The sequence below is a fragment of the Jeotgalibacillus sp. S-D1 genome, from assembly GCF_004358665.1.
GTDB lineage: Bacteria > Bacillota > Bacilli > Bacillales > Jeotgalibacillaceae > Jeotgalibacillus.
Window position 1 is genome coordinate 12,716 of record NZ_SMZR01000005.1, and the last position, 26,044, is coordinate 38,759.

The window sequence follows — 26,044 nt, forward strand, 5'->3', positions numbered from 1 at the left end:
TGCCATCACCTCAAAATAAGTTTTTTAAAGCCCCTAGTATCTGGCGGTTGCATTGCGGATCGATTGTTTAACCTCTTGAATATTCCTGATTTTGTTATCCCAGCAAACCTGACTTAAATCGACTGGATATTCCTCAGGATTCATCGATCGTTTGTATTCGTCCCACAGCAATTCAAGTGTCTCTTGTACATATTCATTGATTTCTTCAATCGGGGGTGTTGTATAGCAGATTTCTCCATTATCAACAACCAGATGATGAAGGTCTCTCGCTTCAAAGTTCGTTACAAACTTCGTAACAAAAGTATGCACAGGATGGAACATCTTTAAATGATCCTCTTCCTGGGGGTTTTCCCCTTCTAACGTAATATAATCCCCTTCGGACTTATTGTTCAGTTTATTAATAATGCGATAAACACGCTTGATCCCCGGTGTGGTTACTTTTTCAGCATTACTTGAAATTTTTATAGTATCGACCATGTCACCGTGTTCGTCTTCAATCGAAACAAGCTTGTACACCCCGCCTAATGCAGGCTGGTCGTAGGCAGTAATTAATTTAGTCCCAATCCCCCAAATATCAACCACCGCTCCCTGCGCTTTCAGGTTCAGGATGGTATATTCGTCCAAATCATTGGAAGCAATAATTTTTGCGTCAGTGAAACCAGCTGCGTCAAGCAGCTTTCGCGTTTCTTTCGATAAATAAGCAATGTCTCCGCTATCCAGCCTTACACCAATAAAATTAATTTGGTCACCAAGTTCTTTTGCTACCTGTATTGCTACTGGAACTCCGGACCTTAGCGTGTCATATGTATCAACCAGGAACACGCAGTCTTTATGGCGTTTGGCGTATTTTTTAAAAGCCGTATATTCGTCTCTATACGCCTGTACCATCGCATGCGAATGGGTTCCTGCAACAGGCAGGCCAAATATTTTTCCTGCCCGTACATTGCTTGTGGCTTCAAAGCCGCCTATATAAGCGGCTCTCGTTCCCCAGATTGCGGCATCCAGCTCATGTGCCCGCCTGGTGCCAAACTCCATTAATGTCTCATTCCCCACAACCTGCTTAATACGTGACGCTTTTGTCGCAATTAGGGTTTGATAGTTCACGATGTTCAGCAGGGCTGTTTCGATAAGCTGAGCTTCAACCAGAGGAGCCTCGACCCGCATAATCGGTTCATTGCCAAACACAAGCTCTCCTTCTCTCATTGAACGAACCGTACCAGTAAAGCGAAGATCCCTGAGGTATGCAACAAAATCCTCTTTGTAGCCTAATTCCTTTTCCAAATACGCCAGATCGGTTGCGGAAAATTTAAATTCCTTCAGGTACTGAAGGCACCGTTCCAGTCCGGCGAATACTGCATAGCCATTGCCAAAAGGAAGTGAGCGGAAGAAAAGTTCAAAGACGGCTTTTTTCTCATGCATGCCATCTTCCCAATAAGTTTCTGCCATATTAATTTGATATAAATCCGTATGTAACATCAGGCTGTCATCTAAAAATTCTTTATTCATCACGATTAGCTCCTTAAATAAGCACTAAATTACCGTTGCTCCAAGTGTTGAAGTAAAATGCTGCATCGACCATTCGTGTCCGGCAGCATTAAAGCTTGCTACTGCATCTTTATAAATAACAACTTTAAATCCCTTATTGTAAGCATCTATCGCTGTGTGCAATACACAAATATCTGTACAAACACCTACTAAGTGAACCTCATTAATATTTCGCTCTCGAAGCTTTTGTTCTAATTGTGTTCCGGCAAATGCGCTATAACGCGTTTTATCCAGATACAATACATTTTCATTATCTTGAATCATATCATATAGTGCCTGTAATGAACCATATAGTTTCCTGCCTTCAGTATCCCGGATATTGTGTGGGGGAAACAGTTTTGATTCCGGATGATGCCGCTCTCCCTTTTCATGCAGGTCTACAGCAAATACGACATAGTCCCCTTTTTCATAAAATTTCTTTGTTAGATTCGTAACCTGGTATTCAATTTCCTGCGCCGGCTTTCCACATGTCAAAGTGCCATCATCGGCAACAAAATCCCGTGTGAAGTCGATATTTAGTAACGCTCGCATTCTGTAAGCACACTCCTGTTTTTCTTACTATTTTAACCATACAGCTGTCTTGACACAATCCTGGTGCATTATTAGATACCGGTGTTGTAGTATCCCGCATTTCTTTCTTTTGAATCCTTCTGATCGGCTGCTTCTCTCTTTTAAAAGGACAAAAGCCCGCCGACAATGCCGGCAAGGCTTACATCATCATTTAAAGAAATAACAGGCCTGCTCCTATTACTGCTCCGCTGACAAACAAAACAATCAGACAAAAACCCATAATATCTTTTGCTTTAAGACCCGCAATGGCAAGAGCCGGCAATGCCCAGAACGGTTGAATCATATTCGTCCAGGCATCTCCCCAGGCGACTGCCATAGCCACTTTTGCAGGATCTGCTCCGAGAGACTGAGCCGCGTCAAGCATAATCGGAGCCTGAACAGCCCACTGTCCGCCTCCGGAGGGCACAAAAAAGTTTACAATTCCGGCGCTGATAAAAGCAAACAGCGGAAAGGTCGTTTCAGTGGAAATGTTCACAAAGGCTTCTGACATTACTGCAGCAAGCCCGGATGCGGTCATCATTCCCATTATTCCAGCATAAAACGGGAACTGAATGATGATGCCTCCCGCCCCTCTTACCGCATCCTGCACAGCAGCCAAATACTTTCGCGGTGTGCCGTGAAATAAAATACCGAGGAATAAAAACAAAAAATTTACTAAATCAAGCGTAAGGGCAAAGCCATTTTGGATAAAGTAATACGCGAGAAAGGATATCCCTAAAAGTCCAATTACCATTGATAAAACCCAGCTGTTCTCTAACTTTTCTGCAGGGGTCATCCCACTTTTTTCTAACGTCTTTTCAATCGTTTCTTCTTCCAGAATGGCAGGGTCCACTACAATCGTCTCTTCTTTTTTCGGCATCATCAAACGGTTTAATACCGGAAGAGTAATAATCAACATCAGAATAATGATGAGATTGTACCCTGCAAAAATGGTTTGGCTAGTAGGGATAATACCAATCTGATCCATGAACGGATGGCCGTCGGTTGCGATCGATAACGGTATTGAGCCTGAGAACCCGGCATGCCAGATGATAAAACCCGAATACGCGCTTGCAATCAATAAACGGTAATCCACATGGGCCACGCGCTTGGCAAGCTCCTTCGCAAAGAGGGCACCAATGACAAGTCCGAATCCCCAATTAATCCAGCTTGCTGCCAAGGATACGATCGTCACCCAGATGATTGCACTGCCAGGCGATGAGGCAAAGCTTGCAAGCTTTCCAAGCCCTTTTTTAAAAATCGGGCTGCTTGCCAGTACAAAGCCTGTTACTAAAACCAGCACCATTTGCATTGAGAAAGCAAGTAATCCCCAGAACCCCTCCCCCCAGTAAGCAACCATTTCAACTGGTGATGAACCGGTTAATCCCAGCCCCATCGCAAATACAACCAGTGTTAAAATGATGACAAACAAAAATGGATCCGGCAGATATCTTTCCATTAATGTGTTTGAAAAGCGAATAATCCTTTTCATCTAATCCCCCTTATTTAAATTCTCCAATTACACTATTCGACAAAATAATTGAAAACCCTTTCATTTTCATTCAATAGATAAACCTGCACCATTTTTTTATGCTTTCTCATCAACATGATATGATTTAGGCAGGTTTAACCAATGTAGAGAAAGGCTGATGGTATATGAACGTTTTAATTATTGGCGGCGGCTTAAGCGGTATATTTGCTGCAAGAACATTGAAAGAACTTGGCTGTTCTCCTGTTATCATTGAAAAAAGCAGAAGCGTCGGCGGCCGTATGGCGACCCGCCGCATTGAAGATGGCAAGGCAGATCACGGCGCGCAATTTTTCACGGTACGTTCAAAGGAATTACAAGCGTTAACAGAGGACTGGCTGGAGAAAAACTGGGTGCGGCACTGGTTTGGTGATGATTTTCCAAGATACACAGGTACGCAGGGCATGAACGCCCTGGTAAAAAATTTAGCAGGGGAACTCCCCGTTAAATTAAATGAACGCGTTATTCAACTGGAGGTCAGCAGCAATGTATCATTAAAGACAGATGCAGCAAGTCAATTTACCGGCGATGCTGTTATTCTTACTGCTCCTGTACCCCAGGCGCTTGAGCTGCTTGCAGCATCACCCTCTGCCCGGTCTCTTCAATTAGAAAAAGGACTGTCTGCTTCCAGTTTCAAGCCCTGCTTCGTCGGTCTTTTCACTATGAAAAAGCCCGTTAAAATTGGAGAAGAGGGCATCGTAGCAGCTGACCTGCCAGCTGGTATTGATAAAATTATTTCTAACGATCAAAAAGGGATTTCTTCTGCACCCATCCTTTCCGTTTATATGACTGGGGATTGGAGCAATGAACAATACAAAGAAGAAAATCAGACGGTGCTCGAGCGGGTCATTGTTGCATTATCCCGCTATCTTGACCCTGATATGATTGAAAGCAGTCAGCTTAAGCGCTGGCGTTATGCGGAAGCTTCGCATGTATTCAGGCAGCCGTATATGCAGATCGACAACACGCCTGTCTTTATCGCGGGAGACAGCTTTTTAACTGAACAGGACACAAGCGGCAGAACACGGATAGAAAGTGCGATTTTATCTGGTATTCGTACCGGTGAAGCTGTACATAAGTTTTTTTCCTGAGGTCACGCAATTTAATGCAAACAGCTCAAACCTGCTGAGGTTTGAGCTGTTTGCATTATACGATGCTTCTTCCAAGCTGGCCTAAGGCATAATGAATTCCATGCTGTAGTGTTTGAAAGCAGTCAAATTTCGAAAGGTTAATGGCTGATTCAGATATCACAATGCTTAATTCAGCAGAGATTCCGACAAGGATTGTCTTGGATCCAATCAGTGAGGAGACAGAGCCAATTTTTTCAAGAAGGCTGGCTGTGTGATCACTGATGTCTTTGTCTAAACCGGTTAAATCCAAAACCAGATAACTGGCTTTATAAGCAGGCAGATTATTTAATGTGCTGACGAGCAGTTCCTCTGATCGCTCTTCATCGTACTTCCCAAGGAGAGGCACTACGACTACGCCTTCATGAACAGGTATGATTGGCGACGACAGCTGTTTCACCAAAGCTTTCAGCTCCCGCGTTTTATCTTCCACCAGCGCTTCTAACTGCATAATTTGACTGGCTTCTTTTTTTCTGGCTAATTGATGAATATTATTAGAGACCGTCACTTTAGAAGGGAAATACTCAACAATACTGTACTCATGGCCTTCAAGCTGATATTGAATGACATTATACCAAATGTTTGTCCCAAAAAGACCTGAAAATATGCCAGCATAATGAGCGGGGAGATAATTTCCGCCTTTTGACTTACCCTGCGTTTTATTTATTTTGTGTTCCCAGCTGTCTTTAAGCATCACTGTCAGCGTCTTTGCTTCTGTGTCCAGGTTTTTAATGGCAGCATAGCCCCAGCCTGCTGAAGCATAGGTGTTTGTAATTAATCCGGCTGCTTTAGCTGTATCAATATCCGGCATCTTCTCAAAATACTCACCCACTAACAGCCCCTGCCGATAGCCGGTTGCTTCAAATACCAGATTTGAAGATTCTTCACCGGAAATTTCTTCTATGGTATCAAAAAACGTCTTCATTGCGCTTGAAATCCAAAATAGAACAGCGTCTTCTCCTTCAAAAATAAACTGGCCTTTTTCTAAATTCCATCCAAATTCCAGTCCGCCTACATTAATGGCTGAATTTATCTCATTCAATTTAGCTCACCTTTTTATTCAATTTTTTATCATCAATAAGAGTATTCCGTCCTTTTATCAACAGTCCAGAATAGTAACCAGTCTTCTATATTAATGTGAAATTAATCTATTTAACCTTTTTTCTATAATACATCATTAATGTTAAAAAGCTACATTACATTATTATTTGTAAATATTTCCTATTTAAACAATTCGCCGCCTTCTGGCTCCAGGATAAAATCTCTTTTTTCCATAAAATTGATTACCTTTTTTATATAGGGGTATCGTACTTAAAAACACGCTATTTAAAAATGGAGAGAATAGGAGGAACACCATGCAATCATCAAAATTCACGATGCCGCGATTTCCGGAGCCATATTGGAAAGAGGAAGAAATTCCATCATTTGAAAAGTTAAAGAGTGATACAGCAACAGATATTGCCGTAGTGGGCGGTGGCATAACCGGCATTACAGCAGCCTATCTGCTTGTTAAAGAGGGATTTAACGTATCGCTTTTGGAGTCGGGCAGCCTCATAAACGGTACAACCGGACATACAACAGCAAAGGTTACAGCACAGCATGGACTCTTATATGATGATTTAATTAGTCATTTAGGTGAAGAGAAAGCGCTTGCTTACTATCAATCTCAGGCAGAAGCACTTCACTTTATACGCAGCATCACATCTCAGAGAAAGATAGAGTGTGATTTTAGCAATGAGGATGCCTTTATTTATGCCGAATCCAGTAAGTCCGCTAAAAAGCTGGAAAAAGAAATGGAGGCTTATCAAAAGCTCGGAATCAGCGGTGAGCTCAGTGAAAGCATCCCGTTTAATATTGATACAAAAGCAGTGCTGTCAATGAAAAACCAGGCACAGTTTCATCCTTTAAAATATTTGAAGCCGCTGCTTAGGGATTTTTTGGATGCAGGCGGCAAAGTATATGAACATACAACTGCTGCAGATATTGAAGAAGGTGAGAACGCTCGTGTTGTGACCAATGAAGGCTTTAAAGTGCAATGCAAACATGTTGTTATCGCCTCCCACTTTCCATTCGCTGACTTCAAGGGCTTTTATTTTGCCAAAATGCATCCTGAACGCTCGTATTCAATTGGGGTAAAAACGAAAAAGGATTTTCCTGGCGGGATGTATTTCAGTGCAGATAAGCCTGCACGCTCCCTAAGGTCCACCCCATTTAACGGCGGGGAGCTGATTATTGTCGGCGGAGAAAGTCACAAAACCGGCCAAGGTATTAATACTGTCAAGCATTACGAAGCACTTGAAGAGTTTGCTGAAGAAATGCTCGGTATAACAGATTACCCCTATCGCTGGTCTTCTCAGGACTTATTTACGCTCGATATGGTGCCGTTTATAGGCCCTATTACTTCCAAGCAAAAAAATATTTATGTTGCCACAGGCTTTAGAAAATGGGGCATGACACACGGAACTGCTGCTGCCTTATTAATCAAGGATCTGATTGTTAATAAAGAAAATCCGTACGCTCATCTGTATAATCCAGCCCGCTTTGAAGCAGATCCGAGTATTAAAAAATTTATTGCAACCAATACAAATGTTGCTGCGCATATGGTTAAAGGAAAACTGGAGCCCGCAGAGAAAAAGAAAGAGGAATTAAAAGCCGATGAAGGCGCTGTGGTTAAAATAGACGGAAAACGAACAGGCGCTTATAAAGATGAAAACGGCAAGCTGCATTTAATAGACAGAACATGTACGCATATGGGATGCGAATGCGAGTGGAACGAGGCAGAGCGCACCTGGGACTGCCCCTGCCACGGATCAAGATTTTCCTATAAAGGCGAGGTAGTGGAAGGACCTGCTGTTAAACCGCTAAAGAAAGTGAAGCCGAAATAAACAAGACAATAATCCAGATAAAAAAATGCTGTCACGAAGAAGTTTCGTGACAGCATTCTTTTGTCGTTTTTTATCACCTAAGAATTGATAGTAAAACTTCGTTTCATAAGAAAATTCAGATTCAATCACCCTGGCTAAGTAGAAATTATTTCCCGGGAAACTGATTACAATCAAATTCTATTTATTTGTTCTCACAAGTATTGTTGGTAGTTTGAGAGAGTCTTTATTCTCTCTAAGATATAAATAAACTAATGCTAAACACAACCGCAAATCCCACAAAACCAATGATTGTCTCCATAACCGTCCAGGTTTGCAGCGTCTCTTTTTCCGTTAAGCCGAAGAAACGATTTACCAGCCAGAACCCTGAGTCATTTACATGAGAGAATACAGTGGCTCCTGAAGCGATCGAGATAACCAGCAGCCCAAGCATAGCAGATGAAACGTCGACAACTTCAAGCACAGGCGCGATTAAGCCAGCTGCTGTAATCATTGCGACAGTTGCAGAGCCCTGTGCAACCCGAACAAAAGTGGCAATTAAAAACGCAAGCAAAATGAGCGGCATACTGGAATTTGCCATCATATTCCCTAAGACATCCCCTACTCCACTATTAATCAGCGTCTGCTTAAAAACTCCCCCTGCTCCGGTAATCAGGATAATAATCCCTGCTGGCTCAAGAGATTTCGTTGCAATTTTTTGAACCTCTTCTTTTGTGTAACCGCGCTTTGTTCCAAGAAAATAAAAAGTCAATAAAGTCGAGATAGTTAATGCTACAAATGGATGACCAACAAAAGTAAAGAATTCGCGAACACTGTCTCCTTCCGGCAATACTGTTCCCAAAACTGTGTTTAATATAATTAAAAATAATGGAATTAAAATCAAAACAGCCACAAGCAAAAAGCTAGGCAATTCTTTTTCGTTGTATTCCTTTTTACCCATTTCGTTTTCAAGAATGTAGTCCGGTACTTTGATATGAATTTTTCTTCCTATGTAGCGCCCAAACAGAGGTCCGGCAATAATCATGGCAGGCAGTCCAGCCAGAACCCCAAATAAAATGACCCAGCCTAAATCAGCCCCTAACACCGAAGCTACCGCAATAGGTCCTGGTGTTGGCGGGACAAAACTATGCGTTACAGCCAGACCGGCCAGCAGAGGCATCCCAAAGTAGAGCAGTGATTTTTTTGTTTTTTGTGCCAGACTGTAGATAATCGGCACCAGGATGACAAGCGCCACATCAAGGAAAATGGGAATCGCAACAATAAAACCCGTTAAGCCCAACGCCCATTGTACACGTCCTTCTCCAAACTTATTAACCAGTGTTAAGGCCAGCCGCTCTGCACCGCCAGATACACGGAGCAGCTCCCCAAACATCGCCCCGAGACCAACGACAACCGCAATAAAACCAAGTGTTCCTCCCATTCCTTCTTCAATGGAGGAGATAATCTCCTGAAGCTCCATACCTGAAGCAATCCCGATAAACAAACTTGAGATAAGCAAAGCAACAAATGCTTGAAGCTTTGATTTCATCACCAAAAACAGCAGCAGCGAAATTGCCAGAATCGTAACAATAATTAATCCCCCTGATGACACGTGTAAAACCTCCCCTGTTTAATGATCTTCTTAAAAATTTCTGACGAAGTTATTAATCTACCATTCTGCTATTGTTCCATCTGCATGTCTCCACACAGGATTTTTCCAATTGTGGCCCTTCTCCGCAAGCTTCCGAACGTGATCTTCGTTTATTTCGATTCCAAGCCCTGGTCCCTTAGGAATCTTTACATGCCCTTTTTCATAATGAAAAACAGATTTATCCATGATGTAGTCCAGTAAATCACTTTCAACATTATAATGAATTCCAAGACTCTGCTCCTGAATAAACGCGTTGTGAGCTGTTGCATCAACCTGCAGACAGGCTGCAAGGGCAATCGGTCCAAGAGGACAGTGAGGAGCTACCGCAACATCATACGCCTCTGCCATTGAGAAAATCTTTTTGCATTCTGTAATTCCACCCGCATGAGACAGATCGGGCTGAATAATGTCTGCATAGCCGTCAGACAGCAGCTTTTTAAAATCCCATCTTGAAAACATCCGTTCACCCGTCGCAATGGGAATATTCGTATGCATCGCAATATCCCTCAACGCTTCATTATTTTCCGGCAAAACAGGTTCTTCTATAAACATCGGGCGAAACGGTTCAAGCTCTTTCGCCAGTATTTTAGCCATCGGTTTATGAACTCTCCCGTGAAAGTCGATCCCGATTCCTATATAATCTCCAACTGCTTCCCGCACTGCTGCAATTCTTGCCACAGTTTGATCAATCTTTTCATATGAATCGACATATTGAAGTTCTTCCGTACCGTTCATTTTTACCGCAGTAAAACCTGCATCAACCACTTCTTTTGCTGCTATACCAACTTCTGCCGGACGGTCTCCGCCTATCCATGAATACACGCGGATTGAATCCCTGCAGGCCCCTCCCAGCAATTGATGAACAGGAGCATCATAAAATTTCCCTTTAATATCCCAAAGGGCCTGATCAATTCCCGCAATGGCACTCATATGTATGGGGCCTCCCCGGTAAAATCCGGAGCGGTACATCATGTTCCAGTGATCTTCGATACGCGCTGGATCTTTTCCAATTAATTGTTCCATCAGTTCATGAACACAAGCCTTGACCGTTGAGGCTTTGCCCTCAATTACCGGCTCCCCCCACCCTGTGATACCTTCATCCGTTTCAATTTTCAAAAACAGCCATCTTGGCGGTACTTGAAATAGCTCATAACCGGTAATTTTCATTTTTTTGTTCCTCCTTTAAACTGCTCTGTTAGCAAAGTAAATTGTCTCGCTTTATCTGTTAGGTTTTTCAGATATGCCTGATTAATTTCGGTTTTTGAATGAACGAGCGAACTTCCCAGGCCGCAGGCAACTGCCCCGTTTTTCAAATAGGCTTCAAAGTTCGCAAGATCAACACCCCCGGTAGGCATAAGCGGAATATGTCCAAGCGGTCCTTTTAGGTCCTTAATGTAATCCGGTCCAAGCGTCGTAACTGGAAACACCTTGACAATGTCGCAGCCGCTTTCATAGGCAGTTACGATTTCAGTCGGCGTCATAGCCCCAGGTATGCTGACAGCCCCATATCTTTTTGTCATTTTAATCGTTTCCGTATTTACAGAGGGCGCCAGGATAAAAGATGCCCCCGCTAATAAAGCGGCGCGTGCGGATTCAGGATCAAGTACAGTCCCTGCTCCTACCGTCATAACATTTCCAAGCTCACGGCTGACTAATTCAATGGACTCGAGTGCTTTAGGTGAATTTAAAGTGATTTCGATCACCTGAACGCCCCCTTCATGCAAAGACCAGGCAATCTTAAGAACATCTTCCGGGGACTGTCCTCTCACGATGGGAACCATCTTGCTATCCAGTATTCTGGTTAATGCTTTATTCATCTCTTTTTCCCCCTATCTAACTACATCTTCCTTAGTTTCTGCCATAAAATCCCCAAGAAGCCTGTGATCGGGCAAACCTTCAATATCACCGACAGTTGTTGTCACCATCGCGCCAATTGCGCATCCCCTGAGGACAGCCTCTTCATAACTCAGTTCATCAAGGAGTCCTGAAATGAATCCTGCTGCAAATCCATCGCCCGCGCCGACGGGATCGATGGATTTCACCTTAAATCCCGCCACGTATTTTCCCTCCTTACCGGCTAAATAATAGGCTCCCTGCTCACCAAGCTTGACCACTGCTGAAGCAGCCCCTATTTCCTTAAACTGCCGTGCGATCTCTTTTTCATCCTTTATCCCAAACAGAAATTCCCCTTCTGATATCCCCGGCAAAACAATATCTGACTCGGATGCAATTTTAAGAAGAACCTCACGTGCTTTTTCCTCTCCCCAAAGTTTTTTACGCAGATTAGGATCGAAAATCACTTTAACCGAATGCTTCTTTGCATATGTAATGGACTGCAGAACAGCTGCAAGACAAGAACTGCTTAAGGCAGGGGTAATTCCCGTAATATATAAATATTTAGCTTGTGCTATGTACTTCTCACTGATGTCATCCGGGTTTAAATTGCTTGCAGCAGAACCTTTTCGATAATAGTAAACCCTTACATTTTCTTCATTTATTATTTCCTTTAGCATTAAACCGGTAGGTGATGATTCATCCTTGTTTACCCGGCTCACATCAATGCCCTCGCCTCTTACAAATGAAAGAACAGAAGCACCCAGCTCATCATCACCAACACGGCTGATCCACCCCGTGCGATGACCCAGCCTTGACAGCCCGGCCATTGTGTTTGTTTCAGCACCTGCAAATGCTGACTGATATTGGCGTGCATACCTCATCAAGCCAGTAGTTTGAGACGTAAAAGAAACCATTGTTTCCCCAAGTGTCACTACATCCATCATTTAACCCCCCTTAAGAATTGGTATAACCGAGATTTCGGGATATTTTTTCAGAAGCAGTCAAAAGTTTCTGAACGATCGGCTCTTTATTCGGCAACATCCTGAACTTTGGCCCTGCGATGCTGATGGCAGCTGCCATCTCATTTCTTGCATTAAAGACCGGAGCGGCAAGACAGTACAATCCTTCTTCATTTTCTTCATCGTCAATCGCGTATCCTTGCTCTGCATAGTTTTTGAGCTGTTGTAAAAGGATCGGTTTTGATGTGACCGTCTTTTCTGTGATTTTGTTCAGATCCAGTTCATTAATGAGGCTCTCTCTTTTTTGTTCAGGCAGGAAAGCAAGAAAAGCTTTTCCCAGGCCAGTACAATAAAGAGGCTTTCGGGAACCTATTTTTGCACCGGTTCGGATGGAGCGGTTATATTCCAGCTTAGATACATAAACAAGCTCATCCTCTGTTAAAACAGCCATGAATACGGTCTCCTGCACTTCCTCCATTAACTCCCGCAAGTACACTTCTCCCTCAGACTGAACATCGAGTCCTTCCATTGCATTTGATCCAATATGAATAAGCTTTGGACCAAGTTTATATTTCTTTGAAATGGTTTGAACCAAATACCCTCTTGTGCAAAGTGTTTGCACAAGATTAAAAGTACTGCTTTGTGGGAAAGAGAGCGTAAGACTAATTTCTTTACTTGTTAATCCCTCTGAATATTCACTAAGCAATTCCAATATTTCCATTACACGTACGGCTGATTTTACTGACATCTTACACCTCTTCAATTCACATATGTGATTTTAATTCTTATATGTGATTTAATAGAATGAGCTTAACAAAAGAAAACGCTTTCGTCAAACTCTTTTTTGTTATTCAAAGTAAATATAATGGAATATTATTCTACTTTTTGTAAGCTTGAAAAATTCAGGGTGGGCAAGTGCATAAAGTTAAATCATTCATAACAAGCGTTTCATCAGCGATATTTCCGTCACATTGGTAGTCATACTACTGCAACTTTTTCTTATACTTGTTCATCAGGCTGGTAAAGGCATTTGCTTTTTAATAGATGTGGAAAAGGTGTTTGGGATTAACCAAAGTTCTATCCAATAGTTTTTCAAATGAAGCCGGCGAGCACATAGCTCGTCGGCTCTTTATGTTTGGGGGCTGGATTATTGAAGATGAAAAATCGAATTTCTTGTAGAAGGTTTAACTGAAAGTGTAGAAGGTTTTGGACGAGATGTAGAAGGTTTAATTTTAGTGGTAGAAAGTCTCCTTGGAAGTGCAGAAGGTTCACTTTGAGATGTAGAAGTCTCCCTTTCCTATCAAAAACGCCGCTTTTCTCCACTGTAATGTAGAACTTTTCTCCTGAAAACTCCTGCTCCCCTCTCTATCTTACATAAACAAAGACCCGTGCTCACATAGTACGGGTCTAATCTGGTTAACTTCCAGCCCAAACGTCTTTTGCGTAACTTCCATTCTGCTGCAGCTGATCGAGCCAGATTTTGGCTTCATCAGCATCAGTATGATTAACCGTTTGATAGGCTTTCAGCAGTGCTGCTTCAACGTCTCCTGCCATATGCGTGCCGTCGCCGCATACATAAAGTTTTCCTCCACTTCCAAGTATGCGGATTAAATTTTCTGTATGATCTGCCATTAAATGCTGGACATACGTTTTTGGCGATCCCTGTACCCGGGAATAAGCAGTATGAAGCGTGACAATCCCATTTTCTTTGAACTGTTCCAGTTCCTTGCGATAAATAAAGTCCATATCATTTCTGCATCCAAAGTAGAGATGTGCTTCTCCCAGCGATTTGCCTTCGTTCTTTAAAGCTGAACGGGCTTGCAGGAAACCTCTGAACGGAGCAACACCAGTGCCAGGTCCAACCATTATAACAGGTGTCATTGGGTCTTCCGGCAGCTGGAACCTGGTTTCCGGTGTACGGACAAATACCAATAGCTCCTCCCCTGCTTTGCGGTCAGATAAATAATTAGACGCTACACCCCGGTACTCACTATGTCCTTTCCAGGCAGCACCCCTCACAACACTGACCGTTATGCTGGTCACTTCTGAATTTACTTTAGGTGAACTGGAAATTGAATAGTATCTCGGTTTTAACGGACGCAGAAGTTCCAAAAACCGTTCAAAAGGCAATTCACATGCTTCATATTTTTCCATCAGATCAAGCATTGAGATGCGTTTTGTTAGAATTTCTTCTTTATAATTGTCTTCTTCCGTCATTTTTTCCAATTCAACTTTATGCGGAGGACAGACCGTATATTGCGCCAGTTCACGGATTTGTGCTCTGGTTGCCGGCTCCTGCAATTCTACACTGCTGCTAAATAGGTTAAACAGACTGACAGGACGGTCCAAAGGCAGATGGGCAGCGCTGTGGCCGCTTGCTGTCAGCAGCAGTTGATCTTCCCCATTTAAATCAAAACGAGTAAGAACCCGGTGAACATTTTCTTCACTGTTGGTTGGAAGCACACCCAGGTGATCCCCCTCTTGATATGTTACACCTTTCGGCAGCTGAATCTCCACATGCCGGGTGCTTCTTTCACTTCCATCTAATTGAAGCTCGCGGTTATCTTTAACAACTGCACGTACTGCACCATAGGTTCTGACTAATGGCGATTCCGGCTGTCCACTGACAAACTCCACGGATAATGTGCTGCGGTCTTTTTTTACTTCTTCATTTAATTCTAAATCAAAAGCAGCAAGTGTATCCTCCCACATGCGGCTTCTCCATTGGTCAAATTGCTCCTCAAAGTCTCCGCTTGCGTCGCCTTCACCCCGGTCAGAAAAACGTACAGCGCCTTTTTGTTCAAGCTGCTGGTCAATCAGCCGCGGTACATCCTGGTATGTGCTCGCCCAGTTTCGGTCTCCGCAGCCAAATACCGTATAATGAACGCCGTCCAATTCCCCTGCATTCAAATCGGTCAGCCATTCAACAAACTTGACTGCTGTTCTTGGCGGCTTGCCGTTATAAGAAGCGGTCACAATGATGACAGCCCCGTCTTTGGGCAATTGGCCAATCCGATCGTTCAGGGTGGCCACTTCACTTTTAACTCCGTATAAACTTGCAGTATCAGCAAGCTCGTTGGCAATGCCCTCTGCTGTGCCCATGTCCGATCCATATAAAACAAGAAGCTCACGGTCATTAACACCTGACAGAGAAGAAGAAGGAATATTCTCTTTTTTGTTGTTTTCCTCTTCTTTTACAGGCTGCTGAACGGATGATTGAATGCGCTGACCACTGCGGGATTTTACACGCATTGTAAAATCTCCGGGTTTTAACGTTAAAGTCTGTTTGATGTCAAGCTCGTAATCGGAGTGGTCCATCAATTGAAATTGTTTAAGGATCATACCAAGAACCAATGTTGCTTCATGGAGGGCAAACTGCATGCCAATACAGGCTCTTTGCCCGTTTCCAAATGGCTTGTATGCATCATTTGGCACCTTGGATGGGTCTTCAAAACGTTCCGGCTTGAATTCTTCTGCATCATTTCCCCATGCGCCTCTGTCACGGTGAAGCTGTGGAATAAGAACGGTGACCTTTTCTCCCTTTTTAATTGGATACTTTCCTCCAATTACTGTGTCTTTTTTCGGATTTAGACTGAAGGCTGGAGCGGTTGGCCATAGACGCAATGATTCATTTAAAATCATTTTCACGTAGTCAAGCTGTGTTACCTGTTTATAAGTTGGTGTATCATCCGTTAACACACGGTCCACTTCTTCATATGCTTTTTGCAGTTTTTCCGGATTTTTCAGTAAATAATATAAAGCAAAAGACAGTAGTCCGCTTGTCGTCTCATGTCCTGCAATGAGAAAGGTGATGATTTGGTAACGAATATTTTCGTCATCTAATCTTTCACCCGTTTCAGGATCCTTCGCATGAAGCATCAGTGAAAGTAAATCTTTTTCATTTTGATCTTCACTTGCTTTTCGCTCTGCGATAATATTGTCCACGAGGGTATTCATTTCCTGAATATCCTGGTTGTATTGCCGTTTGGTTTTAACCATTAGCTTATCCTGAAGATCCATTCGCTGAAGCTGATGCATGGATTCATCCAGCGCTCTGACCATACTGTTTATAAAAGGATGGGGTGTTTCTCTGTAATAACTGTTGAATCGGTAGTTAAATCCGCATAACCCGATCGTATCAAGCGTAAGACGTGTCATATCTTCCGGCACATCAATGCTTTCATTTGGATTAAGGCGTTCCCATTTCTGAACAAGCTGTGTGGCGATGTCGATCATCATGGAATGATATCCTTTCATCGCTCTTTTGCTGAAGGTTGGCATTAAAATATTATGTGCTTTCTGCCAGTTCGGCTCATGGGTCCAGCTTGTAAACAAACCATCTCCTCCAAAAGCACGAACTTTTTCCAGTGCGCCTTCAATGCTTTTATCAAAACGGGATTCATCGCAAACCTCTGCGACCAGCTCCGGACTGGATATAATGATACTGTCAGATGCAGGTGTATTAAAGCGAAAGATCGGACCATGTTCATCTGCAAGCTTGCATAAGGACAGGGTAGGCTTATCCTTATTTATTAAAGGTAAATTGCCAAGCGGTCCATACGTTTTCGGCTGAGGAATTGCGTACATTGTCTCCATAAAAAACACCTTTCTGTAATTAAATCGGTTTGTCTTCTTGATCCTTAGACTTAAAGGTAGTTATGATGGTTTTAGAAATATAAATTGTTAACCGTTAAGATTCTTAGTTAAACTTATGACTGCCATTTTTTAGTCTAGTCGTAATAGTTCATGGCATGTACAATACACACATATTATAGTTTAGGGGATGTACCAATGTCAAAAGATATCAGCCAGGCTTTCGTCCAATTCAGTGAAGCCATATGGAATATAAATGCATATGTAGCGGAAATAATTGCTCAAAATGAGGAGTTAAATCAATATTCCTCCCAACAATTGCAGACACTTCGGATCATAAAAGAACATCCGGATATTTCTCAGAGTGAAATTGCTGCTATTCAGGGGGTTTTTAAAACGGCTATTTCCAATCGGATCAAAAAGCTTGAGCTTGGCGGGCTGATTGCTATCAGCTCCGGGCGTGACCGACGTGAAAAAAGCGTAAAAATTACAGATAAAGGCCTGCATTTAATGAATACAAGCGAAAAAGTAATCTATGGGCATTTAAATGATTTATTAAGCAGCGAATTTTCAAATGAAGAAATTGTGACATTCACAAAACAGCTTCACAGAATTAATCAGCTGCTTAAATAAAAGGGCAATAAAGAAGAGGGTGAGACAAATGTGTCTCACCCTCTTCTTTCCACTTCGCTTGAGCCTTCTTAGGTTTAGCCATACGGAGTCTAAGCCTGTCTTTTGCAGTTATTGTTATATACTTTTTTTACTTATTTTTAGCAGACCAATAAGCTCCTCTGTCCATATGAACAAATGGAATATCGGTATCTACTTCACCTGTTATTCGGTCGAACTTCAGTTCTTCACCCTGCAGCCATTTTCCAAAATCAAGCTCCACCGGCTCCTGATCACCGCCAAGTGCAAACCAGGCTTTCATTTTATTTGGCAAATAACCGGATGTATGGATTGTGCCGGCCCAGTTTCTGTATTGCTTGGAAAATACGCCTTTATCGGTATCGTTCATTAGACGGAATGCTTCATAAGCTGACTTGACTCCATCTCTTTGTGCAGTGATCGCATCGAGTCTCTTCATTGAGTCTTCAAGGTGGTTGCGGTTTTCATCTGTCATAATGTCAAAGTGATTTGTGCAGACATTGGACTGCCTTACTTCCACTCCGCGGGGCGATGTTTCCACTATATAAGTCTGGCTGCTCCGATCGAAGACTGTATAGCTGAATGAATGCCTGTGCGGAATTTCTTTCAGCATGGCCACCGCTTCTTTTGTATTCACACAGGATTCCAGAACCATTCTTCCAATTGCACAGCATATAAATCCCGGTCCCGGTTTTTTGCGGTGCATAAAATTGTAGCCAAGACATAAACCATGTTCGTTCATGCCATCCATCCGGCCGGTGATTCGCTGCGTAGGCCCAGCTGTTGCATAACCCATATCAGTTGGCTGATAAAAAGCATAACGCCCTTCATAGGTTTTGGGCATATAATCATAATTTCGCATCATATAACCGTCCCCAGTCATAATGGAACAGCCCGATCGATTATAATTTACCCGGTATCCGCCAAACTCCATTAACACCTGGTTCATTGGCCATTCCAAAGCTTCCTGTAACCCTTTCAGCTCCTGCCACAAACCAGGGGTAAATTGGGTAATGGCTTCTTTTGCTTCAGATTCTTCCACAATAAATCTGGGCTTTCTAACCTTCCATTGCTTCTCCCTGTTTTGAACAGTTAATGAGTTTTCAAGAAGCTTTCCCTGGTAATACCCGAATTCATAGTGGTTCCCTCGAAATGATAGGATTTCGCTATATATTTGCTTCAATTATTTCCCTCCTCTTCTGTTTCGCGTATATGCTCAATAGTTTAGGTGAACAGCCGGGAGGAGTAAAGCATAGAGCGCTTTCTATACTGCCTCTTTTTATATACTGAAAATTTGATAGTTTGAATTCAAAATATTTTTTCATTCTGTATACATCGCCTAATTATTAGATTATCCTGCTGAATAAAATATACAAATTAGAAGTTTTTTTCATTCACTAGATTATCAAAAATGAAAGAGGAAAAATGAATGGTAAAGATCGTTTGGGATGCTGGACATGGAGGAAGTAATTCAACTCCCGGCAAACGAACACCTGATGGCGAGTACGAATGGACATTTAATGACAAAGTGGTTCGGGCAGGAATGTTGTTTTTGAGGAATTATGAGAATATTGACCAATTGCGGGTGGATGATGCAACCGGAAAGACAGATGTTCCATTGAATGTGAGGACAAATCGCGCGAATGCTTATAATGCAGACATTTATATCAGTGTTCATCATAACGCTTTACAGGGTGAATACGGACCTCATAGCGGTACAGAAACATTCGTCATGACACCTGCATCGGAAAATCCGGAATCTCTGCGTTTAGCAAATGCGATCCATCCAAAGTTGGTTCAGGCAATGGGCTTAAAGAATCGAGGGGTCAAAGCGGAAAACTTCCATGTTTTAAGAGAAACAAATATGCCTGCTATCTTAACGGAAGGCGGATTTATGGATTCAAGTGTGGACATTGTGAAGATGAGAGATGATGCGGTTTTAAAACAGGCAGGAGAAGCCATTGCCAAAGGAATTGCAGAGTATTTTGGGTTAAGGTTAATGCAGCAAGAACAGCAAGAAGATATGGTAGAAAAAGCAATTGTGATTAATTCTATTTATGATTATCCTTGGGCAGAAATACTGTCTATTAGATTAAAAGCACCCATTTATCCAAAAAAGGTACTCAAAGAAAAAAGAACCAAAGAGCTGATTATCGTCGGTGGAACTTCTGTTGGTCTTGAAGCTGCTAAGATTACATTGCTCTCAGGAAAAGACCGATTTGAAACTGCTGCAAAAGTGCAGAGATTTTTAAAACAATAACAGCCCGCACCTACTTTTTAAAAGTAAAAAAACAACCCATCTGCAGGTGGGTTGTTTTATGCGTTTCTGTACCAAATCCGTTCTACTTTTACTGAACATCATTCAAAAAATTGTCTTCAACCCTTTTAATTAGATCCTCCCTGTTATACGTTTGATACAGGGTGTTTGCTAATCGCACAGGATCTCCAAAAAAATAGCGTTCATACAGGGTTTGTCTTGAGCCGAAGCTGCTCATGCACGTATCCCAGGCAAGGCGAAAAAGCTTAACCCGGTCCCTGGCGTTTTTAGTATGTGATTTCATATAAAGATTAAGATCCTCTTTTATTTCCGACTGGAAATCCTTTTCTGTAGGAATTGCGACCATGCCGCTTGCTCCTAAAAGCTGCAGGATTTCAGTCAGCCTTGGATACAGCTTGGGAAACGTGTTGATGGCAGCATAGAGAGGATTTAATGCTGGAAGCATAATTCCCTTTTCACTTGCTGCTCCTTCTTCAGAAGCAACTAAAAAAGCTTTCATGGTTTCAAGCGCAATAATAATTTCAGCTACTTTTTCACGGACATGAGAATACTCTCCTGAGTTGATTGTCTCGACAATTAACTGTGCTACGCCCAGTATAAATTCTACTTTTACTACTTGTCTGGCCACCACCTGATGCAGAGCAAGCCTTGTATAGGCTCCTTTAGCAGCCAGTGTGTTGTTTATTTCAATATTGTCGTAATGAAAAACGCGATCCCACGGAACCACTACATGATCAAAAACAACCAGCGCATCGCTTTCTTCAAAACGCGAACCCAGGGGTGAATCAAAAGCGGAATCTGTATGGGTAAAGGGCTGTCTGCAGAGAAATTTAAGACCTTTTGTATTACTTGGGATAGAAAAAGAGTAGGAATGAGAATTATCTATCGTTCCAGCTGCAGAATATACTATGATTTCATCCGTCATTCCGCCCTGTGTGGCAAGAAGCTTTGCACCTTTAATCACAATTCCCTCTTCGGTTCGGTCCACAATCTTGGCAGGAATAATTTCTTCTGAACTCTCAAACAACTGATAGGGTGACCGATTCACCTGAGGGTTGATAAAGGTATGGGTAAATGACCAGTCATTCTCTCTTGCCTTCTCATAAAAGGTCAGGACATTCTCCGGAAAACAATTTTCACTTTCCTTGAAGACATCCATAGAAGCTACAAGCGATACTAACACCGTATTCATATAATCGGGGCTTCTCCCCATCATCCCGGCATTTGTTTTTGCCCATTCCTGAATCATTAAACGGCGTTTTTTTAAATCTTTCTTCGTTGCAGGAAGTAAAAATGAGGCCCCCACCCTGGCACCTGTTTTTGGAGATTTATACGTCATTATTTCTTTCAGCGATTGATCATGCTGCAAATCGTAAAGGGCAGCCTGGCTTTTCATCACCCCTTTGAAGGAAGGGTGATTTGACAAAGGGCCTTTCACTTGTTTTCCATCTATCCAGATCTCACTGTTAAGCTGATTAATTCTGTTCAAGTACTTAACCCCGTTAATCGCACCCATATTAGGTTCACCTCTCCACAAGAATTCCTTTCTTGCGTCCCGTTTTAAAACCTCTGCCTTTATAGAATATTTTCGTTTTGAAAAAGTATTCTGTATCAGAATTTTTTCATTCAGCTTCTTTTCGTTTTTCTGGGCGGAATTGAAAAGGTATTTGTGGGCGAATCCATTTGAATTAAGTACGCGTAGATGATTTGTTCAAGACGTCTCAGTTTTTTTGTCTCCGAAAATATAAAGAATAGCAGTTCAATGATGCTCTTATAAAAAAATGCTCCAATAACCGTGACCAAAATTGTAAGTTGAAGAAAAAGAATTGTTATGGTGTTTAATAAATCTTCGTTTATATTTTCTCTAAATCCACTGTCGGCAATTCCAATGACAAACAGGATCATGAGTATGGCGATCGGAAGGTTCGTTGCAAAAGAAGGAATTACTTTCTCTAAAAAGGTGATAGCAGGGTTTCTTCTTTTTTCTTTAATTTCTTCCTGAACAAACGGAAGTATATAGTATTCAACAGCGTTACTGCTGTATTGATTTTCACGAATCCACCCTCGGAATTCATCCATAATAAACGGATCAACCAATGAAAATATGCCATTATATGAATACGGATAAAGCCTTATCACATAGCGTATTGCGATTCCGGCTATGAAAATGATCGGAATAGCGGCAATGATTACACCCATAATCACCCCGGCAACGCCTTCAATCCCTGCTAAACCAAGAAAGGAACGAATCCAGTTTCCTATATTCAGGAATAGCAGCACAGAATAAATGAAGATGATTGCGGCAGCTAATCCATAGCACTTTCGTTTTTTATTATTACTTTTATCATCGAGTTCAGGAGACGAGATAAATAGAGTGTAAAAACTGGTTCTTGCTTTAATTCGTTTTTGCAGCTGACTAAATAAAAATAAAAAATTCACCCTAACACCTCTTTTTAACGAATAGCTTTTTGAAAACTATTATTATCATACTATTATTGTTGCATAATAAGTTTGTCATTTATATGATCTTTAGCAAGATTTTCAAAAACATTCCTTTATTGTAGTAAAATATGAGCTCTCTGCATAGGGAAACAATTAAAACATACTAAAAAATAGTGAGGTTGGGATGAATGTGTCTTATCCTCTTTTAACCGGTTCACTGCGCTTCAGGCGGACGCTTTCCGCAGGGACGGCGCTGAGCCCTCTTCAGGCTTCGCCTTGCGAGGTCTCAGCTTGCCGTCAAATCCTGCAGGAGTCGCCACCTTCCGCTCCGTTCACTTCATTTTTACAATTAGAATAGGATCAATTCACATGACTTATGGAGTTATGTCCTAACTTCGCTTTTTATCTATTAATAGGCTGGGATGAATTATTATAAATGATAAAAAGAATGCCTTCATGAGTTTATCCATGAAAACATTCTAGAGTTTGTGCAATATTTTTTCTTTTTAGATTACCTCGTAAATCTTTGGTCGCTTAGGTTGATTGAAGCGGATACGGGGACTCTTGAGTGATAAAGCGGGAATGGACCGACATTTTCAAGTACCGGACCACTTATTTAGGCAGCGTAAAAAAATTAGTGCATTCACTATAGTTGCCAGCCAGTCTGCCCAGAGGCCGCAGCTTTTCCAGATTAACTTTATAGTTGTCCAGATAATAATCCTCTTTAATATGGTAAAGAACCATTTCACCGATAATCAAATAATCACTCCCCAGTTCAATAATTTGATTTAGCCTGCACTCCATTTGAATAGGAGCTTCCTGTACTCTTTTCGGTTTGATAAAATCACTATCTTTCGGCGTAAGATTTGCGTACTGGAACTCGTCTACATGACTGGGCACATTTTCTGAACTTTTTTGCATTTCATTGCCCAAATCTGACGGCACAATATTAATCACAAACTCTTTTTGCGTACGAATATTTGTAAGTGTGTCTTTAATTGTTCCTTCTCTCTCCCCTACGCCAGGACCAATGGAAATGCAGAGCATGGGCGGCTGTCTGGATGCAACAGTAAAAAAACTGAAGGGAGAAAGATTATGCTCACCATTTTCGTTTATGGTGGATACCCAGGCGATGGGCCTTGGAACAACAGAACCGCTTAATAATTTATACACTGCTTTCGTCTCTAATTCTGCCGGATTAAATTTCATTTTCATTCTCCTTTTTACTTGATAAAACTGAAACAGATTGGTTAGTTAAGTCTTTCATTTTTCATAAACTTATTCAGAAACAAAAGCATTGTTAATACCACTGCCATCAAACATGTGATTGTCAGCCATCCCGCTGTATAACTTCCGCTTTGATCGACCATTACGCCAAAAAACGGAGGAACAATCATAACACCAAGTGATCCAACCATAATGCTGAAGCCACTTGATAATCCTGTTTGTTCTTTTGGAACGAGCTCCGAAGCGAGGTTCATCCATATGCCATTGAAACCGGACACGGCAAAGCCAAAAATGATGACAACCGGAACAATGGCAATAAAGGAGGTGCCAGTTGGAATAAAGGCAATTCCCATACTGGCTGCAGCCGTTAGTATGGCAATGATTACAAGAATGATGACCCGCTTCCCATTAAAAAAACGGTCGCTGATTACTCCCCAGCCAATGCGGCCAAAAGAGCCGCTGATTTCTGAAATAACAAACAGCATGCCAGCATAAAACAAACTGATTCCAATTTTTTCATAAGCATATAAAACGATATATGTATTTAGGCACATCTGAGAACCATTAAGAAATAATGCACTTAAACTGACAAATAATAATGGTTTATGCCTAGCCATTTTCAATAGCGATAAATAGAAGGATTTTATCGACTGTCTGCTGGCATTTACCTGTACTTCTGCAGGATCACGGTAGTGAATAAAAGCAGCAATTCCTGCAAGAAGCAAGGAAACACCCGCAATACATAACACCAGCCTCCATCCATGGACAGCTGCGAGCGGCAGCAAAAGTAATCCGGCAAGAGCAGATCCCAGCGTAATGCCCATTTGCTTGATTCCCATTGCTGTTCCACGCTGTTTTTGGTGAAACCAATAAATGATCCCCCGATTAGTCACCGGGTGCATGGCCCCATAACCTAATCCGCCAATCACAATGAACAGCAGCAGCAGCCAGTACTGGGACTGAAATGTTATGATGATAAAGCTGCCGCCTAAACAAAAGGCTGAGCTCATTAACAACAGCCTCGAACCAAGCCGATCTACCATAAAGCCTGCAGGGACAGAGGCAAGCGCCTGTCCTGCGAAAAGAGCTGAAGGCAGCAATCCAATTTGAGCTTTCGTCAGAGAAAAATCCTCTCCGATTAAAATACCAAGCGGTCCGGGGCTGCGCCCAATGAATGCCACCATTAATTGGGTGATTAAAAGCCAAACGAGCATCTTCCACGGATTAATGGATTTTAGCACTATCTCTTTTCCCAGTATATCTTTCATAATAGATCATCTCTTTTTATTCAGGATCATGCTTCTATTTTTAATGACGTCATTTCTTCTGCTTCTGACACTTCTTCTGAAGAGGAAGTAACGAATAATGAACCTGCAACTGCAATTAAAAAGTTTAGTGAAAGCCCCAATACACCTCCATGTATGCCAAACACTGTGCTATTGCCTGTTAAAGTCAATATGCCCGCCAGTAAAGCCCCTGCAAGCATGCCAAAGAAAACTGGTTTTGCAGAAAGCTTGTTCCAATATAGCCCCAGAATAATAGCCGGCGCCACCTGTACCAGCAATTCAAATTTCAACACAAAAATCTGGTATAAAGTAGCAGGAGGATTCCAGGCGAGCCACAGTAATATAGCAACAGCCACAATCCCACCATATTTTCCGATCATTACTTTTTTATGTTCCGATGCATTCGGGTTAATGAATTTTCCATACACATCATTTGAAATCATGGAAGAAAAACTTAGTAACACAGAATCAGCAGTTGAAACAATCGCAGCCACAATGCCCCCAAAAAACAAAATCATAATCCAATAATAGAATGGGTTGATCGCCGCAATTTCATTTGCCATTAATCCAACCAGCTGCTCAGAACCCCCAGTGTCGAGTCCAGGGAACATCATGATACCGATAATGCCAATAACAAAGACCAACCCGGTTGTTATTGGCGGCATCAAAGCCATTCTTGAAAATGACCGTTTTAATGTACGTTCACTTTCCGCTGAATAAATCCGCTGCACCGCATGAGGATAAATTGAAGCCCCGAAACCGACCAGCAGGAGCATACTGAACCAGTTGATTGAAACATCCATTGGCGGTATCCCAACTTTAGCAGGCTCCGTAGCCGCAATAAAAGAAGTAACACTGCCAAAGTCTCCTCCAACCAAATATAAAGCACCGATCAGGAAAACAACGATCCCAACCATTAATACAATTCCCTGCATCACATCCGTAAAGGCAACAGCCTTCATGCCGCCCATCCATTCATAAATGACCATGACCAGCACAAAAGCGATTACGCCATATTGATAGGGAATGGTGCCGCCCGTTAGTCCTGCTACAGCTTGTCCAATTGCCACTAATTGCTCCAGAAGATAATTTCCAAGCCCCCACAGCATAAGAAGGATACTTAAGATGGTTACCGCCTTTGATTTGAAACGATGCTGTATCCAATCTGTCGGTGTAACAAAGTTTTCCCTTTTCGAAATGACGTACAATCTGGGTGCAAAAAGCAGATAAATTCCGATAATAATCGTCATAAAGGAAATGGACTGCAGCCAGGAAAAGCCGGTCCTGTAAGCAGTAGGTGCATAACCGATTATGGTGTTTCCGCTATATTGGGTTGCATAAAGGGTAAAAAACAAAGCGATGATGCCTAAATTTTTACCTGCCAGATAATACCCTGATAAACTGTTATGAATATCCTTTCCTCTTCCCGCAAGATAACCGATCAGCAGCATGATGAGAGCATAAGAAGACAGAATAATAATTCCATCCATCCCTGCGAATGTCAGATTCATCTA

Annotated in this window: 20 protein-coding genes; 4 read left to right on the plus strand and 16 right to left on the minus strand. The window is 42.1% G+C overall.

Annotated features, from left to right (window positions below; genetic code table 11):
• Positions 1-33: 33 nt before the first annotated feature.
• The 3 genes from E2R51_RS14380 to E2R51_RS14390 all read right to left on the minus strand — a co-directional run bounded on the left by E2R51_RS14380 (position 34) and on the right by E2R51_RS14390 (position 3,586).
• A complete protein-coding gene (locus E2R51_RS14380) occupies positions 34-1,506 on the minus strand; it encodes a nicotinate phosphoribosyltransferase (protein ID WP_133377796.1) in 1,473 nt (490 codons plus the stop codon).
• A gap of 24 nt (positions 1,507-1,530) precedes the next feature.
• On the minus strand, positions 1,531-2,076 hold the full coding sequence (locus tag E2R51_RS14385; RefSeq protein WP_133377797.1) for a cysteine hydrolase family protein: 546 nt from the start codon (positions 2,074-2,076) through the stop codon (positions 1,531-1,533).
• Between the two features lie 190 nt (positions 2,077-2,266).
• Positions 2,267-3,586 carry a short-chain fatty acid transporter gene (locus E2R51_RS14390; RefSeq protein ID WP_133377798.1) on the minus strand — a complete coding sequence of 440 codons (1,320 nt, stop codon included), beginning with the start codon at positions 3,584-3,586 and terminating at the stop codon, positions 2,267-2,269.
• Between the two features lie 164 nt (positions 3,587-3,750).
• On the opposite strand from E2R51_RS14390, the gene E2R51_RS14395 reads away from it, so the two are divergent.
• Positions 3,751-4,713 (plus strand): NAD(P)/FAD-dependent oxidoreductase, encoded by a 963-nt coding sequence (locus E2R51_RS14395; RefSeq protein WP_133377799.1) that lies wholly within the window; start codon positions 3,751-3,753, stop codon positions 4,711-4,713.
• Between the two features lie 55 nt (positions 4,714-4,768).
• Here E2R51_RS14395 and E2R51_RS14400 read toward each other — a convergent pair whose 3' ends face one another.
• Positions 4,769-5,791 (minus strand): STAS domain-containing protein, encoded by a 1,023-nt coding sequence (locus E2R51_RS14400; RefSeq protein ID WP_133377800.1) that lies wholly within the window; start codon positions 5,789-5,791, stop codon positions 4,769-4,771.
• 313 nt (positions 5,792-6,104) lie between these two features.
• Here E2R51_RS14400 and E2R51_RS14405 point away from each other — a divergent pair, with 313 nt between their 5' ends.
• Positions 6,105-7,634, plus strand: a complete 1,530-nt coding sequence (locus tag E2R51_RS14405) for an FAD-dependent oxidoreductase (protein WP_240733093.1) — start codon at positions 6,105-6,107, stop codon at positions 7,632-7,634.
• Between the two features lie 232 nt (positions 7,635-7,866).
• Here the strand turns inward: E2R51_RS14405 and E2R51_RS14410 are convergent, their stop codons facing one another.
• The 6 genes from E2R51_RS14410 to E2R51_RS14435 form a co-directional block, all read right to left on the minus strand.
• Positions 7,867-9,222 carry a GntT/GntP/DsdX family permease gene (locus E2R51_RS14410; protein ID WP_133377801.1) on the minus strand — a complete coding sequence of 452 codons (1,356 nt, stop codon included), beginning with the start codon at positions 9,220-9,222 and terminating at the stop codon, positions 7,867-7,869.
• 57 nt (positions 9,223-9,279) lie between these two features.
• Positions 9,280-10,428, minus strand: coding sequence for a galactonate dehydratase (gene dgoD / locus E2R51_RS14415; protein WP_133377802.1), 1,149 nt, complete (start codon positions 10,426-10,428; stop codon positions 9,280-9,282).
• The gene (locus E2R51_RS14420) at positions 10,425-11,078 is read right to left on the minus strand and encodes a bifunctional 4-hydroxy-2-oxoglutarate aldolase/2-dehydro-3-deoxy-phosphogluconate aldolase (protein WP_133377803.1); all 654 of its coding nucleotides are present in this window, start codon (positions 11,076-11,078) and stop codon (positions 10,425-10,427) included. Before E2R51_RS14420 ends, dgoD begins: the two co-directional genes overlap by 4 nt.
• A gap of 12 nt (positions 11,079-11,090) precedes the next feature.
• Positions 11,091-12,038: a sugar kinase gene (locus E2R51_RS14425; RefSeq protein ID WP_133378021.1), complete on the minus strand. Its 948-nt coding sequence runs from the start codon at positions 12,036-12,038 to the stop codon at positions 11,091-11,093.
• A 13-nt stretch (positions 12,039-12,051) separates the two neighbouring features.
• Entirely contained in the window at positions 12,052-12,804 is a 753-nt protein-coding gene (locus E2R51_RS14430) for an IclR family transcriptional regulator (protein ID WP_133377804.1), read from the minus strand.
• A gap of 668 nt (positions 12,805-13,472) precedes the next feature.
• Positions 13,473-16,652 carry a bifunctional cytochrome P450/NADPH--P450 reductase gene (locus E2R51_RS14435; protein WP_133377805.1) on the minus strand — a complete coding sequence of 1,060 codons (3,180 nt, stop codon included), beginning with the start codon at positions 16,650-16,652 and terminating at the stop codon, positions 13,473-13,475.
• Positions 16,653-16,847: 195 nt separating this feature from the next.
• Between E2R51_RS14435 and E2R51_RS14440 the strand changes: the two genes are divergently transcribed.
• Entirely contained in the window at positions 16,848-17,282 is a 435-nt protein-coding gene (locus E2R51_RS14440) for a MarR family winged helix-turn-helix transcriptional regulator (protein WP_133377806.1), read from the plus strand.
• 127 nt (positions 17,283-17,409) lie between these two features.
• On the opposite strand, the gene E2R51_RS14445 is transcribed toward E2R51_RS14440, so the two are convergent.
• The gene (locus E2R51_RS14445) at positions 17,410-18,480 is read right to left on the minus strand and encodes a C45 family autoproteolytic acyltransferase/hydrolase (RefSeq protein WP_133377807.1); all 1,071 of its coding nucleotides are present in this window, start codon (positions 18,478-18,480) and stop codon (positions 17,410-17,412) included.
• Positions 18,481-18,726: 246 nt separating this feature from the next.
• Here E2R51_RS14445 and E2R51_RS14450 point away from each other — a divergent pair, with 246 nt between their 5' ends.
• Positions 18,727-19,557 carry an N-acetylmuramoyl-L-alanine amidase family protein gene (locus tag E2R51_RS14450; protein ID WP_133377808.1) on the plus strand — a complete coding sequence of 277 codons (831 nt, stop codon included), beginning with the start codon at positions 18,727-18,729 and terminating at the stop codon, positions 19,555-19,557.
• 88 nt (positions 19,558-19,645) lie between these two features.
• On the opposite strand, the gene hpaB is transcribed toward E2R51_RS14450, so the two are convergent.
• The 5 genes from hpaB to E2R51_RS14475 all read right to left on the minus strand — a co-directional run bounded on the left by hpaB (position 19,646) and on the right by E2R51_RS14475 (position 26,041).
• Positions 19,646-21,091, minus strand: coding sequence for a 4-hydroxyphenylacetate 3-monooxygenase, oxygenase component (hpaB, locus tag E2R51_RS14455; RefSeq protein WP_133377809.1), 1,446 nt, complete (start codon positions 21,089-21,091; stop codon positions 19,646-19,648).
• Positions 21,092-21,201: 110 nt separating this feature from the next.
• Positions 21,202-22,014, minus strand: a complete 813-nt coding sequence (locus tag E2R51_RS14460) for a hypothetical protein (RefSeq protein WP_133377810.1) — start codon at positions 22,012-22,014, stop codon at positions 21,202-21,204.
• 615 nt (positions 22,015-22,629) lie between these two features.
• Positions 22,630-23,226 carry a flavin reductase family protein gene (locus E2R51_RS14465; protein ID WP_133377811.1) on the minus strand — a complete coding sequence of 199 codons (597 nt, stop codon included), beginning with the start codon at positions 23,224-23,226 and terminating at the stop codon, positions 22,630-22,632.
• A gap of 41 nt (positions 23,227-23,267) precedes the next feature.
• On the minus strand, positions 23,268-24,512 hold the full coding sequence (locus E2R51_RS14470) for an MFS transporter (RefSeq protein WP_133377812.1): 1,245 nt from the start codon (positions 24,510-24,512) through the stop codon (positions 23,268-23,270).
• Positions 24,513-24,538: 26 nt separating this feature from the next.
• Positions 24,539-26,041, minus strand: a complete 1,503-nt coding sequence (locus E2R51_RS14475) for a sodium:solute symporter family protein (protein ID WP_133377813.1) — start codon at positions 26,039-26,041, stop codon at positions 24,539-24,541.
• Positions 26,042-26,044 lie beyond the last annotated feature (3 nt).